This is a genomic window from Paenibacillus thailandensis, from assembly GCF_042685365.1.
Classification (GTDB): domain Bacteria; phylum Bacillota; class Bacilli; order Paenibacillales; family Paenibacillaceae; genus Paenibacillus_AP; species Paenibacillus_AP thailandensis.
The window spans coordinates 197,840-212,487 of record NZ_JBHUMY010000007.1 but is presented as its reverse complement, the minus strand read 5'-3'; the positions used below and the strand labels follow the sequence as shown (position 1 = coordinate 212,487).

12 protein-coding genes are annotated in these 14,648 nt (G+C 58.0%); 11 read left to right on the top strand and 1 reads right to left on the bottom strand.

The window, feature by feature from the left end:
- Nucleotides 1-17: 17 nt before the first annotated feature.
- From ACFSW5_RS08695 to ACFSW5_RS08685, 3 genes are read left to right on the top strand one after another with little or no spacing between them, the layout of a single operon-like run.
- Nucleotides 18-1,067: an ABC transporter substrate-binding protein gene (locus tag ACFSW5_RS08695; RefSeq protein WP_379271517.1), complete on the top strand. Its 1,050-nt coding sequence runs from the start codon at nucleotides 18-20 to the stop codon at nucleotides 1,065-1,067.
- Between the two features lie 19 nt (nucleotides 1,068-1,086).
- The gene (locus tag ACFSW5_RS08690; protein ID WP_379271514.1) at nucleotides 1,087-1,869 is read left to right on the top strand and encodes an ABC transporter permease; all 783 of its coding nucleotides are present in this window, start codon (nucleotides 1,087-1,089) and stop codon (nucleotides 1,867-1,869) included.
- Nucleotides 1,862-2,896, top strand: coding sequence for an ABC transporter substrate-binding protein (locus ACFSW5_RS08685; protein ID WP_379271511.1), 1,035 nt, complete (start codon nucleotides 1,862-1,864; stop codon nucleotides 2,894-2,896). Before ACFSW5_RS08690 ends, ACFSW5_RS08685 begins: the two co-directional genes overlap by 8 nt.
- A gap of 166 nt (nucleotides 2,897-3,062) precedes the next feature.
- Here ACFSW5_RS08685 and ACFSW5_RS08680 read toward each other — a convergent pair whose 3' ends face one another.
- A complete protein-coding gene (locus ACFSW5_RS08680; protein WP_379271509.1) occupies nucleotides 3,063-3,686 on the bottom strand; it encodes an NAD(P)-dependent oxidoreductase in 624 nt (207 codons plus the stop codon).
- Nucleotides 3,687-3,832: 146 nt separating this feature from the next.
- On the opposite strand from ACFSW5_RS08680, the gene ACFSW5_RS08675 reads away from it, so the two are divergent.
- The 8 genes from ACFSW5_RS08675 (at nucleotide 3,833) to ACFSW5_RS08640 (ending at nucleotide 14,581) form a co-directional block, all read left to right on the top strand.
- Nucleotides 3,833-5,191, top strand: a complete 1,359-nt coding sequence (locus tag ACFSW5_RS08675; RefSeq protein WP_379271506.1) for an extracellular solute-binding protein — start codon at nucleotides 3,833-3,835, stop codon at nucleotides 5,189-5,191.
- Between the two features lie 122 nt (nucleotides 5,192-5,313).
- Nucleotides 5,314-6,204: a carbohydrate ABC transporter permease gene (locus ACFSW5_RS08670; RefSeq protein WP_379271503.1), complete on the top strand. Its 891-nt coding sequence runs from the start codon at nucleotides 5,314-5,316 to the stop codon at nucleotides 6,202-6,204.
- A 51-nt stretch (nucleotides 6,205-6,255) separates the two neighbouring features.
- Nucleotides 6,256-7,098: a carbohydrate ABC transporter permease gene (locus ACFSW5_RS08665; RefSeq protein WP_379271819.1), complete on the top strand. Its 843-nt coding sequence runs from the start codon at nucleotides 6,256-6,258 to the stop codon at nucleotides 7,096-7,098.
- Nucleotides 7,099-7,249: 151 nt separating this feature from the next.
- On the top strand, nucleotides 7,250-9,118 hold the full coding sequence (locus tag ACFSW5_RS08660; RefSeq protein ID WP_379271500.1) for a cache domain-containing sensor histidine kinase: 1,869 nt from the start codon (nucleotides 7,250-7,252) through the stop codon (nucleotides 9,116-9,118).
- Entirely contained in the window at nucleotides 9,115-10,296 is a 1,182-nt protein-coding gene (locus tag ACFSW5_RS08655; RefSeq protein WP_379271497.1) for a response regulator, read from the top strand. The genes ACFSW5_RS08660 and ACFSW5_RS08655 overlap by 4 nt, the downstream gene beginning before the upstream one ends.
- Before the next feature lie 372 nt (nucleotides 10,297-10,668).
- The gene (locus ACFSW5_RS08650; protein ID WP_379271495.1) at nucleotides 10,669-11,826 is read left to right on the top strand and encodes an ROK family transcriptional regulator; all 1,158 of its coding nucleotides are present in this window, start codon (nucleotides 10,669-10,671) and stop codon (nucleotides 11,824-11,826) included.
- Nucleotides 11,827-11,875: 49 nt separating this feature from the next.
- A complete protein-coding gene (locus ACFSW5_RS08645) occupies nucleotides 11,876-12,877 on the top strand; it encodes an asparaginase (protein ID WP_379271493.1) in 1,002 nt (333 codons plus the stop codon).
- A 93-nt stretch (nucleotides 12,878-12,970) separates the two neighbouring features.
- Nucleotides 12,971-14,581 carry a glutathione ABC transporter substrate-binding protein gene (locus tag ACFSW5_RS08640; protein ID WP_379271491.1) on the top strand — a complete coding sequence of 537 codons (1,611 nt, stop codon included), beginning with the start codon at nucleotides 12,971-12,973 and terminating at the stop codon, nucleotides 14,579-14,581.
- Nucleotides 14,582-14,648 lie beyond the last annotated feature (67 nt).

Genomic DNA, 14,648 nt, shown 5'->3' with positions numbered 1-14,648 from the left:
AAGGAGAGGGAAACGTGATGAATAGAGAGAAAAGAGGAAACGATCGTTCGGTTCGCCGCCGGACGGCGGCTATCGCTTCGTCGCTGCTGGCGATGGCCGTTCTGCTGTCGGCTTGCGGCGGGCAAGCTTCGCCAAGCGGCGGCAAGCCGGAGGAGGGCGGCGACGGCAAGGAGGAAATCGTCGAATTCAAATACCCGGATAACCCGGGCTTCGACCTCGTTTATTTGGCCGATGAGCTCGGCTATTTCGAAGGAACGGGCACCAGGCCCAAATACGTGGGCAAAATCGCTGCGCCGCAGATCATTCCGCTCGTCGGGACGGGCGACATCGACTTCGGCTCCCGCATGGTGCCGCTGGTCATCTCGGCCATCGCCAGCGGGGCCGACATCAAGGTCGTGTCGGCCGGAGGCAAGACGCTGGAGGATGCGCCGCATATGAAATATTTCGCGCGCAACGACGGAAGCGTCAAGACCGCCAAGGACCTCGAAGGGAAAACGATCGGCTTCAACAGCTTCGGGGCTTGCGCCGAATTCGTCTCCAAGAAGTGGTTCCGGGAGCAGGGCGTGGACGTCAGCAAAATCAAGTTCCTCGTCGTGCCGGACGACAAGCAGGAGCAGACGCTGGAGCAAGGCGGCATCGATCTGGCCATCATCCACGCTCCTTACTCGGGCAAGGCGGAGCATAACGACAAGCTCGTCAAGCTGTGGAGCGATTACGATCTCGACGGCGGCCTCGGCGGCATGGCTCCTTACAGCGTCAACGGCAAGTTCGCGAGAGAGCATCCGCAAGCGGTGAAGGATTTCGTCAGCGCCATCGCCAAGACGGCGAACTGGGTGAACGCCAACCCGGAGGAAGCGCGCGAGATTATCGCGAAGCGGCTCGGCATGGACGTCAAATACGTAGACCGTTTCGCTTACGTCGACAACCTCGTCGTAACGGAGCCGCCGATTCAATATTACATCGACATTCTCGAAAACGAAGGGAAAATCGAAAAAGGCCAAGTAACGGTCGATCAAGTGTACACGAACGAATACAACGAATTTGCGTCCGGCGGCAGCGGCGCCTGAGAAGGAAGAGGGGGAACCGATGAGAAAAGGATTCGCGTTGACGAGGGCGGCGGCGGATCGAGGCCTGGCGATCGTGCTGTTCCTGATCGTATGGGAGCTGCTTCCGCGGCTCGGTCTCGTTAACCGGGCTTATTTAAGCCCGCCGACCGAGGTGGCCGTCGCCGTCGGCAAGCTGTTTGCGAACGGGGCTGTCTGGTCCCACGCGGCGGCGAGTCTGCAGCGGTCGCTGTCCGGCTTGCTTCTGGCGATCGCGGCGGGAACGCTGCTCGGGCTTCTGATCGGCTGGTTCAAGCGGCTTGAGGCGATCGTCGATCCGCTTCTGCAGCTGTTCCGGCAAATTTCCGCCTTTGCGCTGTTTCCGGTCTTTATTTTGTTCCTCGGGATCGGGGAGGCGTCCAAGACGGCGATCATTTTGTGGGCTTCCTTCTGGCCGATACTGCTCAATACGGTCAGCGGCGTCAAGCATGTCGACAAGCTGCTCGTCGACTCGGCGCGATCGATGGGAGCGTCGCGGCCGTATATCTTTTTTCGCGTCGTTCTGCCTGCGGCGGCCCCGAGCATTTTTACCGGCATCCGCCTTGGCGGGGCATACTGCATTACGGCGCTTGTCGCCGCGGAAATGATCGGCTCTTCGGCCGGGCTTGGCTTTTATATTTTGAACTCGCAGGAAATATTCCAGATTCCCGATATGTACGCGGGCATCATCCTGCTCGCCTTCCTCGGCCTCGCGCTCAATTACGCGCTTGCGCTTATCGAAGCCCGGTTCACCCGCTGGCGCAAAGGGTTGTCCAACAATGCGTAACCGCCGTACCCCGCTGCACGGACCGCCTGGCTCGCCCCGCGGAGACGCCTGCCTTCCCCGACGTATCCGTGTCTTCCCTCTGCTGCTGCTCGCCTGTGTGCTCCCCGTCCTGCTGAGCGGCTGCGCGCTTGGGGCGGCCGCCGGGCAAAGCGGCGGCAGCGGACGGGCCGACGACGGCACGCTCGTCATCGGCTACAAGGCGAACGGCCCGCTGGCGGCGGTGAAAATGCTGGGCGCGGCGGACCGCAGGCTGGCCGCGCTTGGCGTGGAGGCGTCATGGCGCCCGTACGACGACGACGCGTCCCTCGCGCGGGCATTGCTGGCCGGCGAAGCCGACTTCGGCAGCGTCGGGGACGCGGCCTTCGCCTTCGCTTACGCGAAGGAGGAAGGCCGCCCGCTTTATTTATGGGCCGTGGAGCCGGCCAATCCGCGCGCGTACGCGATTATCGCGAAGCCGGAGTCGGGCATTGCCGGGCCCGCGGATTTGCAAGGGAGGCGGGTGGCGTATCCGCCCGGCTCCAATGAGCATTATCTGCTGCTGGCGAAGCTGCGGCAGGCGGGCTTATCGGCGGACGACATCGCGGCCGCGCCAATGGAGACCAAGCGGCTTGTCCGCTCGTTCCAAGAAGGGGAGGCCGACGCGTGGGCCGTTTCGCAGCCGGAGCTGAGCCGGCTGGATCCGGACGAATACCGGATCGTGGCGGACGGCGAAGGGCTTGCCGGCAACCGCGAAATATACGTCTCCGCATGGGGGAACGACCGGAAGGACGCGCTTGGCGCGCTGCTTGAGGAAATCGACGTCTTGAGCGGCTGGATCGAAACCGATATCCATAAAGCGGCCGAGCTATTGACGACGCAGACCGATCTGTCGCATTTGGAATGGCTGTCGGTCTTCGACAGCAAGACGTACGGATCGGCGCCCCCGCTCGACGGCATCGTCCGGGAGCAGCAGGAGCTGGCCGACGCGCTCGCCTCCCTCGGCGCCCGGACGGAAAGCTTCGATGTCCGGGAGCTGCTTATGGAATAGAGGAGAGTTGTCCAGAGCGCCTCGCGAAAGAGGTTCCGAACCGGCGCCGGCGTTACGTTCCGGATTGGCAGCGGGCAACGAAACGACGATTCATTGCTTAGGATGGGAATGGCGGCCGCCTGCGGCTGTCATTCCCATTTGTTTTGCGCCGGCCAAGGCCTGGCGATCAATAAGCGATCCCCACCCGCGCACGGACGAATTCGCGGCTTTCGAGCTGCCGCCGGACGAAGTCCGCCGTGTCGGCGACGGAGATGCGCGAGCCGCCTTCCGGCAAATAATCGCGCATCGTGCGGTATTCGCCGCGCGGCGGCTCGTCCGGCAGGTAGGTTGGGCAAACAATCGTCCAGTCGAGCGCCGACGACTCGAGCAGCCGCAGCACGGCGTGATGCTCCTCGGCCGCCCGCGTGAGCGACCGCCGCGATTCGGCGGACTGGTAACGGAGCTTGCCGGGCTCCAAGCGGCTTTGCAAAATGCCGGCCGTCCCGACCGTAACGAGCCTCTTGATTCCCCTCTCCTCCATGAGCCGCACGATCAGCGGAAAGCTGTCCGACAGCGCCGTCCCGCCGTCCGTCGACAAGGCGCTGACGACGGCTTCGCTGCCTTCCAGCGCCGCTTTCAAGTCTTTTTCGCAGACGGCGTTTCCTTGAATGACGCTAAGCCGATCATGCGACATGCCGGCGAGCTTTTCCGGCGACCGCGCCAGCGCCTTGACCCGGTGTCCGTCCTCCAGCGCCAGCCGCAGCACATGCTGTCCGACACGCCCCGACGCACCCAATATCGTTATATGCATTGCAAATCACCTCTTGTCATGATGGTATCATACGGAAGCGGGCAACCTAAAGAAAACAAACCTCGGTCCCTAAATTGCCCGCATTGTAAGGGTTTCCATTTGGACGCATAATGAAGGCACACCACATATCAAGGGGGATATCACGAATGGTTAAATTGAACGGCATTTGGAAAGCTGTTCTGGCCGGCACCTTGGCGCTGAGCCTCGCGGCCTGCGGCTCGAACGGAGGAAGCGGCGCGAACACGGGCGCATCCTCGAACCCCAGTCCCGAACAAAGCGCAAATGCGGGTTCCGGCGGCGACAAGCAGGAGAACATTACGATCACGTTCCAGAACATTTACCCGGACCCGACCGATCCCAAGCATAACATGATGAAAAAAATCGTCGAGCAATACGAAAGCGAGCATCCGAACGTCAAGATCGAGCTGGACTCGCTCAATACCGACCAGCAGAAGCTGAAGCTGAAGACGCAGGCGGCTTCCCGCGAAGTGCCGGACATTACGATCGTCAACCCGGCGGCGCAAATGCAGCCGTTCGTCGAAGCGGGCCTGTTCGCTCCGCTGAACGACATGGTCGAGCAGAACGGCCTGAAGGACACGTTCCAGGAAGGCATTCTCGATTGGTACACGTTCGACGGCAACCTGTACGCGCTGCCGGACGGCAACAACATCGGCCTTGTCTACTACAATAAAGAGCTGTTCGAGCAAGCGGGCGTGCAAGTGCCGACGACGTTCGAAGAGATGGTCGACGTCGTCAAGAAGCTGAAGGAGAAAGGCATTCAGCCGATGGCGATCGGCGAGAAGGATACGTGGACCGGCTCGTTCCTGTTCATGAACGTCCTGCTCCGCACGAACGGCCCGGGCTTCCTGCAAGACGTGCTGGACGGCAAGAAGACATTCGAGGACCCGGCTTTCGTCGAAGCGGTGGACGCGTTCCAAAGCCTGATCCAGGCCGGCGCGTTCCAGGAAGGCGCAACGTCCTTCGACTACAACGCGGGCGAAAACCTGTTCAAGACGGGCAAAGCGGCCATGTACTACATGGGCAGCTGGGCGACGGGCGGCATCGAAACGTCCTCCGTCAACGGCAAAGTGGGCGTCTTCAAATTCCCGACCGTTAACGGCAAAGGCGATGTCAACGAATTTATGCTTGCGCCGGGCAGCGCGTTCGCCATATCGGCGGACAGCAAGCATCTCGAAGAAACGAAGGATTTCCTGAACTACTTCATGCTGAACTTCCCGAAAGAAGCGTTTGCGGTCAAAGGCGCGGTCGGCATCGCGCAGAAGGTCGAAGGCGACTTCAAAGCGGCCGGCTACTCCGATATGGCGATGGAAGTGCTCTCGATGTTCAAGGACGTGAAAGGCGGCGACCTTGCGTTCGACAACACGATGAATCCGGGAACGGCCCAAGGCCATCTGACGAGCATCCAAAACCTGTTCGTCCAGAAGAAGGATTCGGCGGAAGTGGCCAAAGAGCATCAAACGGCTTACGAAAGCAATAAGCAATAAGCAATAAAACAGGCATATCCGAAAATAACCGAAAAGAGGATGCCACCAGAGGCCCGTTCATCCGGCGCCTCTGGCGCATCTGACGTTTAAAAGATAAGCGTTTTGCTTGGGAGGCGCGAGAGATGAACGTACTGAGAGTATCCAAATTCACGATAGCGCTGTTCGTGTTGCCGTGTCTTCTGCTTTACGTCTGCCTTGTTTTTGTCCCGATTCTCATTTCGATGTACAGCGGCCTGCTGGACTGGAACGGCATCGGCGAATCGAAATTCGTAGGGCTGCAAAATTTCAAGACGTTGTTGTTCGACGATCCGGTGTTCTGGCCGGCGGTCCGCCGCACGCTTATGTTTGCGGTGTTCTCCATGGTCGAAATTCCGATCGCCCTGTTCGTGGCGATATTGCTTAACCGTTTCGTGAAAAAACCGAATTTTCTCGTATCCAGCTACTTTCTACCGGTCATCTTGTCCGTCGTCATCGTCGGACAGCTATGGAAAACGATTTACAATCCCGCCTCCATGGGCGGCATGCTCAATCAAATTTTGATTGCGGCCGGACTCGAAAGCTGGACCCATTCATGGCTGACCGAGCCGGACGTCGCGATGTACAGCCTTTATTTCGTAGCGTTGTGGCAATATTTGGGCTACCACACGCTGATCCAATTTACCGGCATACAGAACATTCCCGCGGACATTTACGAAGCGGCGAAAATAGACGGAGCGGAAGGGCTTAAAGCCGATTGGCACATTACGTTTCCGATGAACATTCCGATTTTTAAAATTTCGATCGTGCTCGCTTTTATCGGCTCCCTTCAGGCGTTCGACATGATCATGGTCATGACGGGCGGCGGTCCGGCGCATGCGACCGACGTCATCTCGACGCATATGTACAACATGTCGTTCCTGTCGATGAAATACGGTTACGGCAGCGCCATCGCCGCATTCCTTGTCGTGATCTGCCTCCTGGCAACCGTGATTATCAACTTTATCTTCAACCGTCTTGAACGGAAATACACGTAACGGAGGAGAGCTGCCATGAAATCAGACACACAAGCGGCCGTCGTCAAACCGATGGCGGCGACGGGGCGGCGTTCGATCGGCATCGGCAAAGCGCTCGTCTACCTGGTGCTCGGCGTCCTGTTCGTCACCCAAGTATATCCTCTCCTCTGGCTGTTTATTTACTCGCTGAAAAGCAACGAAGAAATTTTGTCCGGGAGCTTCTTCTCCCTGCCGGCTGCGCCGCAGTGGAACAACTTCCGGGACGCCATGGAGTCGAACTATTGGCAGTACTTGTCCAACAGCGTGCTCGTCACGCTCGTGACGATGGTCGGCGTGCTGCTGCTCAGCTCGCTTGCCGCCTTTGCGATCAGCCGTTTCCGATGGCGTTACGGCGGCGCGGTCATGGTCGTGTTTTTGATCGGCATGATGATTCCGATGCAGGCGACGCTGCTGCCGCTTATGATCATTTTCAAAAACGTCGATATTTTGAATACGCATCTGTCCATCATTTTGCCTTATATCGCGTTTCAGACGCCGATCGCCGTCTTTATCTTAAGCGGGTTCATGAAGACGATCCCGCACGAGATCGAGGAGTCGGCCATTATCGACGGAGCGGGCGTATTCCGGACGTTCTGGAGCATCGTTCTGCCGATTTCGGTTCCGCCGATGATGACGGTGTGCATTCTCACCTTCATCAACATTTGGAACGAATACATTATGGCGGCTACGTTCATTTCGGCCGAACGGCTCAAGACGCTTCCGTTCGGGGTGAACAGCTTCGTCAGCCAATATTCGGTCAATTACGGCGCCATCGGGGCTTATCTGGTGCTTGGCGCGCTGCCGGTCATCATCGTCTATTTCCTGCTGGCGGACAAAATTACAAAAGGCATGGTTGCCGGAGCGGTGAAGGGCTGACAGCCCTCCCCGCTTTTTGGCGTTTGGCCCCATATAAGGCTTTATCGATCGCGCCGAAACGGTTCGTCCTTTTTCGACAAGGATAAGAAGATGTTCCTGCAGGGGAAATGATACAATAGGCTCACTACTAGCAGCGAGGAGGCAGACGGAAGTGGTTCGTTCCCGGGGCAGACATTCGATTCATAACCGTCTGTTTTGGCTTTTTTTATGCTCGACGATGGTGCTCCTTATTGCGGTCAGCGTGCTGTATTACCAGAAGACGACCGAAATCATTCACGGCAAAATCAGCGATCTGGCGGAGAAAAACATTTCGCAAACGGTAGGTCTGTTCAATTTGCTGCTGGAAGGCTACGACAGCCTTTCCAAGTCGGTAAACAGCAATGCGGAGCTGCTTCGGCTTCTGGCGCAGCGCGACAAGGAGCGGGATCCCGTCGCAAGCGGAAGCATGGAGCGGGCGATTACGAATATTTTGGGAGCGGTGTTTTATTCGCGGGACGATATCGTGGGCATTCACGTCATTACGAACCGCGGCAAAATGTACAATTACGAGCGGCGGTTCGCCGGAGTGGCCGGACTCGAGTATAAAGGGACGGATTGGTACCGGAAAATAAAGGACGCGAAAGGCGAAATGGTATGGCTCGGACTGTCCGAAGGTTCGCTGATCAACAGCTTGCAGCGGGATACGGTATTCGTGTTCGGACGCGTGTTGTACGACCTCGACAATTACAAGCCGATCGGCATCGTGCTGATCGAGACCGATCCCGATCCGATCATGGCGGCGTTGTCCAACGTGACCATCAGCCCGAACAGCCGCGTTTATATCGTGGACAAGGACAACCGGATCGTCGCTTCCACCCAAACGGACGGCCAGAAGGCGCCTTCCTTCGGCGGGCTGCCGAAGCCGGCCGCCGACGAGACGGTCGTGGACGACGAATCGGATCAACTGATCGTGTCGGCCAAGGCGGCCGTGGCCGAATGGACGGTGTTCGGGCTGACGCCGAAAGCGGACATGAGCGCGGAGCTTGCTCGCACGAGAATGTATCTGATCGTCGTCATCGCGGCAGTCATCCTGCTGTCGACGGTGCTCGCGAGCTTGATCTCCCGCAACATCACGTCGCCGCTCAAGCTGCTGATCCGGGAGATGAAGCAGGTGGAGCTCGGCAATTTCCGCGGCTCCGTCAACGTCAATTCGTTCGACGAAATCAACAGCCTTGTCGCTTCCTTCAACCGGATGGTGCAGCGGATGGACGAGCTGATCGAGCGGATTACGCTGGCTTCCATCAGCGAGAAGAACGCCCAGCTTCAAGCGCTTCAATCGCAGGTGAACCCGCACTTCCTGTATAACACGCTGGACATGATTTATTGGATGCTGGACGAGCGGGAGAACGACCGTCTCGGCCGGGTGATTTTGGCTTTATCCCATATGTTCCGCTATAGCAGCGATTGGGAGGAAGCCTCCCGGACGACGCTCCGGCAAGAGCTCGAGCAGATGAAGCACTATTTGACGATTATCGAGAGCCGGCTTGAAGGGAGAGTACGAACGGAGATGAACGTGGACGAGAAGTGGCGGGACGTCGCGCTGCCGAAGATGACGCTGCAGCCCATTATCGAGAACGCGGTCAAAAGCGGGCTCGAGCCGCTTGGGCGTCCCGGCCTGCTGCGCGTTTATACGGCGGCCGACGAGAAAGCCGGCGAGCTTCGCGTCGTCGTCACGGACGATGGCGTCGGCATGGACGAGGCGAAGCTGGCGGAGCTGCGGGGGATGCTGGACCGCGGAGCGGGAGGCGCGCCGGACAAGGACTTGGAATCCGTCAAGCAAGGCGAGCGGCCGCACGCGGCCGGTTCCGCGGCGGTCCGTACGCGCAGAGGAATCGGGCTCCCGAACGTCCATCGCCGGATCGCGCTCATGTACGGCGCAAGCTACGGGCTTCGGATCGACAGCAAGCGGGGGGAAGGGACGACCGTAACGATTGTGGTGCCTTTGCCCGCGAACCCCGCGAAAGGAGATGACGAAAGATGAACGTTCTGATCGCGGATGACGAGTCCGTCATCCGGGAGGGCATTCAGCGCACGCTGGCGAGCCGATTCCCGGAAGACCGGACGTTCCTGGCGGCCAATGCGGAGGAAGCGATCGAAATATTGCGCGCCAACCGGATCGACGTCGCGCTGACCGACATTCTGATGCCGGGTATGACCGGCCTGGAGCTGATGAAGCTGTCGCGAAGCTCGTATCCCGGCATCCGCTGGGTCGTCATTTCGGCTTATTCCGAATTCGCTTATGCGCAGGAAGCGGTGCGGCTTGGCGCAAGGGACTACATGCTGAAGCCGATCGGCAAGGAGACGCTCGTCGAGATGATGGAGAAGCTCCGCGGGGAGATCGCGCTTGAGAAGGAAGCGACCGAAGAAGCCGAGCAGCTGCGGCTGAACCGGAAATACGTCCGCGAAGCCGTCTTTCAGCGCTGGTCGTCGGGGCTCGATATCGGACGGTTCGACATGAAGCCGCTTATGGAGAGCTATCCTTCCTTTCATCTCATCATGGTCAAGATGGATACGGACAAAGAAGTGAAGCTTGAGCATTTCATGATCGAGAACGTGCTTGGCGAGCTGATCGACCGATACGGCAGCGGCTTCGTCACGGTGCATGACAGCAAAAGCCTGCTGGGCCTTGTCACGCTGGGCGAGGGGTTCGGGCTTGACGCCTTGCTCGAGGAGGTGCGAAAGCATTTGGTGAAGGTGCTGCGAGTCCCGTTCCAAGTTATGCATTCGCCCTTGATCGAGGATATACAGCAGGTGCCGGGCGAAGTGCGGCGCATGCGCCAAGCGTCCACGACGCAGGATTACGAGCATGCCGCAACCGGAGGGGACCGGCTGATCGAGCTGGCGCTGCAATATATACGGACGCACTATCACGACTTCGATCTGTCGCTGGAGAAGGTTGCCGCGGTCGTTTATTTGAACCCGGTCTATTTCAGCCAGCTGTTCAAGCAGAAAACCGGCTCGGGCTTTAAGGAATACGTCATTCAGCTCCGGCTGGAGCAGGCGAAGCAGCTGCTGCAGAACCCGAAGCTGAAGCTGGCGGACGTGGCCGAGCGGATCGGCTATCAGGATATCCGCCATTTCTCGCAGCTGTTCCGCAAACGGTACGGCGAAACGCCTTCCGAGTTCCGATCCAAAATGTGCTCCCCTTCGGGAAAATAAACCGAAACCGAAATGCAATCCAGCTATCCATAGCTCTCGTTTGTTAATGGGAATGGCAGCCGCCGCGGCTGTCATTCCCATTTGATTTTTCGCTGATTTCAGACCGATGTCATGGTTTCTGACACATTAAAAATGGGTTAAACGCTTACTTTTTTTATTAAACGTTTTCATTTTATAAGGGAATGGAATATGTCGAAATTTGCGTCAATTATATTGACATAAAATAGAGTTGTCCTTTATATTAATAACATCATTGGAGAATATAATGGATTCGAAACCGTTGAAGGTGCGGTTTTTGATCGGTTTTTCTTGCTGTCGAGGGCGTTTTTGCAATTAATTAATCCATTGGTGAAAAAATAGGGTGGTTTGCTGGTGAAAAAACATGATCAAGATTTCATGAAGCGTCAAAACAGACTTACCGTGTTCGAAATCGTCAAAAACAGCCGGCCGATATCGCGGGCCGCGATTGCCAAGCAAACGGGCATGAGCCCGACGACGGTGAGCCGGATCGTCAACGAGCTGATCGAGGAAGGTTATCTGTTCGAATCCGACCAGGTGTCCGAAGGGCTGGGCCGGAAGTCGACGCTTCTGGACATGGTGAACGGTTCGGTGCTCTCTGTCGGCGTGGAGCTCGACGTAGCCCATATGAACGTCGGCATCGTCGATTTGCAAGGCCAGCTCGTATGCGGGAGCCGGTTTGACAAGGAGCCGGACGAAAGTGCGGAGAGGACGATCGAGCGGATCGGGGAAGCGATCGGCGAGCTGGTCGAGCTTAACCGTATCGAGCGATCCCATATCGTCGGCATCGGCGTCGGGCTGCCGGGCATCGTTAACAACGGGAAAGGGCTTGTCGTCTTTTCCGTTCAGCTCGGCTGGAAAAACGTTGCGCTGGCCGACCGGTTAAAGGCGTTGACCGGTTACGACGTTGCCGTGGACAACGAGCTGAAGGTCAAAGCGCTCGCCGAGCATTTGAAGGGCGCCGCCATCGGCTCCACCCATACCGCTTTGCTGGGCTTCGGCCACGGCGTAGGCTCGGCGCTTATATTGGAAGGGGAAATATACCGCGGCGAGATGAACAGCGCGGGGGAAATCGGCCATACGACGGTCGATCCGAACGGCATGATGTGCGAATGCGGCAAGACAGGCTGCCTTCAGACGTACATCAACATCAGCTCGCTGCTGTCGGAGGCCAACCGGATTCGGCCGGTCAAGACGATCGAGGAGCTGTTCGAAGCGAGAAGAGCCGGCGAGCAGTGGGCCGTTCAGCTGATCGAGCGGGCGCTGATGTATATGGCGATTACGGTCAACAACATCGTCTGCATGAACAACCCCGACAGCGTCATTTTGAGCGGGGAGCTTATCGAGAAATTTCCGGAGGTATACGACGAAGTCGAAAAGCTGTGCAATTCGCGATTTATTTGGGAGCCGCTCCGGGGATCGTTTACGTTCCACCGTTCCGGTCTGAAGGAACAAGGGGTTGTGATCGGCTCGGGGCTGCTGTCGCAAAACCGGTTTTTTGCACTCGCATAGAAATAGGGACGGCAGCGTTAATCACAAAAAACCTTTAGGAGGGGTTCATATGGGATTTACCGCCTTAGTCGAGGAATACCGCGGCGGAACGCTGGAGAACGTGCATTACGGCGCGGTCGCGGTCGTCGACGAGACAGGAAAGGTCATACATAAAGCGGGAGACGAGAACTTTGTTACATTCCTCCGGTCGGCGGCCAAGCCGTTTCAGGCCATTCCGGCCATGAAGCGGAACGTGCCCGGGATTTACGGCTTAACGGGCCGGGAGGCGGCGCTGTTTGCGGCGTCCCACCGCGGAGAGGCGTTTCATATCGAAGCGTTGGAATCGATGTACCGTAAGATCGGCATAACCGAAGACATGCTGCATTGCTGCGCGGCTTATCCGCTCAACGAAGACGCAAAAGCCGCAAGACACCGTGCCCGCGAGCCGAAACGGCGCATCTTCCATAACTGCTCGGGCAAGCACGCGGGGCTGATCGCTTTGAGCAAGCATATGGGCTGGGACGAGCGGACGTATTACGAAGCGTCGCATCCGGTCCAGCGCGAAATTATCGAAACGGCCGCTTATTTCGCCGAAGTGCCGGCCGAGTCGATTCCTGGCGGAATCGACGGGTGCGGGCTGCCGATTTATGCGCTTCCGCTCCATAAGATCGCATTTTCTTATTTGAAGCTCGCCTGCCCCGATCGGATCGGGGATACGGCTACGCGCGAAGCCGCGTCCGCGATCGCAAGGCTGATGAACGAGAACCCGCAGATGATCGCCGACACGAAATTCGTGTGCTCCGCGCTGCTCGCGGATGAGAACCTGGTGGCGAAAGGCGGCGCCAAAGGGGTGTACGGCATCGGCCTGCGCAAGGAAAGGCTCGGCATATCGCTTAAAGTATCCGACGGAGCCGAGCACGTATGGCCATGCATTATCGCCTCGATTCTGGAGCGGCTCGGGTACGGCAACCGGGAGACGATCGAGCGGCTGTATGCGCTTGCTCCGAATACGATCGCGAACGACGGGGGCACGGAAGTCGGGGAACGCCGCGCGGTTTTTGCTTGGGCATAGGAAACGGCGAGAATTCCCTTTGGGCCTGCCGCCGGCAAGCGTTGGGCGCGAAGCGATTCTAATATACAAACTTGTACAGGGGAGTGTTGGTCAATGATGGCAAAGAGCAGAACTTGGACGCTGTTTGCGCTGCTGCTGATCGTGGCGCTGGCGGTGTCGGCTTGCGGAGGAAGCGGAAACGAAGCGGGCAGCGGCAATGCCGGCCCGTCCGCGGGATCGGAAGGCGGAGAGACGGTTTCCAAGAGCAACAAGGATATCGTAATTGCAATCAATGCGAATTTTATTACGCTGGACCCTCACAATACGAGCGATACCCACTCGATTACCGCGGCTCGTACGATGTACGAAGGGCTGATGGGCTTCGACGAAAACATGAACGTCGTACCCGTTCTGGCGGAAAGCTACAACGTCAGCGACGACGGCCTCGTGTACACGTTCACGCTGAAGGAAGGCATCAAGTTTCACGACGGCGCCGATTTTAACGCCGAAGCGGTCAAGGCCAACATCGAACGCGTCATGGACGAAGCGAACAACCTCAGAATGCGCAGAAGCTTTACGAAAGTCGCTTCGGTGGAAGCGAGGGACGCGAAGACGGTCGTCGTTACGCTCAGCGAGCCGTACAACGCTTTCCTGAACAAGATGGCCATGCTGCTCATCGTAAGCCCGAAGGCGATCGCCGACAAGACCGACTTGGCGCAAGGCGTTGCCGCCGGCACGGGGCCTTACAAATTCAAGGAATGGGTGCAGGGGGACCGGCTCGATCTCGTCAAAAACGAAGCGTATTGGCAAGAAGGGCTGCCGAAGGTCGACAGCGTCACGTTCAAGCCGGTGCCGGAGAACGGCTCCCGCATCGCCATGCTGAAGACGGGCGAAGCCGATTTCATCTACCCGATGCCGACCGAGCAAGTAGCGCAAGTCGAAGGCGAAGAAGGCATCGTCATCGACAAAATCGATTCCACGATCGTCCGTTACGTCACGCTCAACACGATGAAAAAACCGTTTGACGACGTCCGGGTACGCCAAGCGCTCAACTATGCGATCGACAAGGAAGCTTACATTAAGGTCGTCAAGACCGGACTCGGCTCCAAGCTCGATTCGTCCATGTCTTCGAAGACGCAATATTACTCGCCGCAAACGGGCTACGACTACGATCCGGAGAAAGCGAAGCAGCTGCTTGCCGAAGCGGGCTATCCGGACGGCTTCCAGGCCGAAATTTGGGGCGAGAACGACTCCGAAACCGTCAAAGGCATGCAGTTTATCCAGCAGCAGCTGGCGCAAATCGGCGTAGAGCTGGAAGTGAAATCGATGGAAGGCGGCACGCTCTCCAACGAAATCAACTCCGCCGCATCGCCGGAGGAAGCCAAAATCCAAATGTGGTACGTCAGCTGGTCGCCGTCGTCCGGCGACGCGGACGGCGCGACAAGAGGGCTGTTCAGCAGCGAAATGTTCCCGCCGAACGGCTCGAATACGGCCTATTACAAAAACGACAACGTCGACAAATGGATCGCGGAGGCGAACGCCGCGGTCGACCCGGAGCAAGCGAAATCGATTTACGCCGATATTCAAAAGCAAATCTGGGAAGACGCGCCGTGGATGTTCATGGGCGTGGATCAGATCGTATCCGGCAAGCAAGCTTACCTGGACGGCGTAAAGGTATATCCGGACGGCTCCATCAATCTCCGCAATGCCGAGATCAAGCAATAAGGATTCGCTCTGGCTTAAGGCAAGCGTGAAAGATCGGGGCCGCTCGGGAAGCGGCCCCTCCTTCATT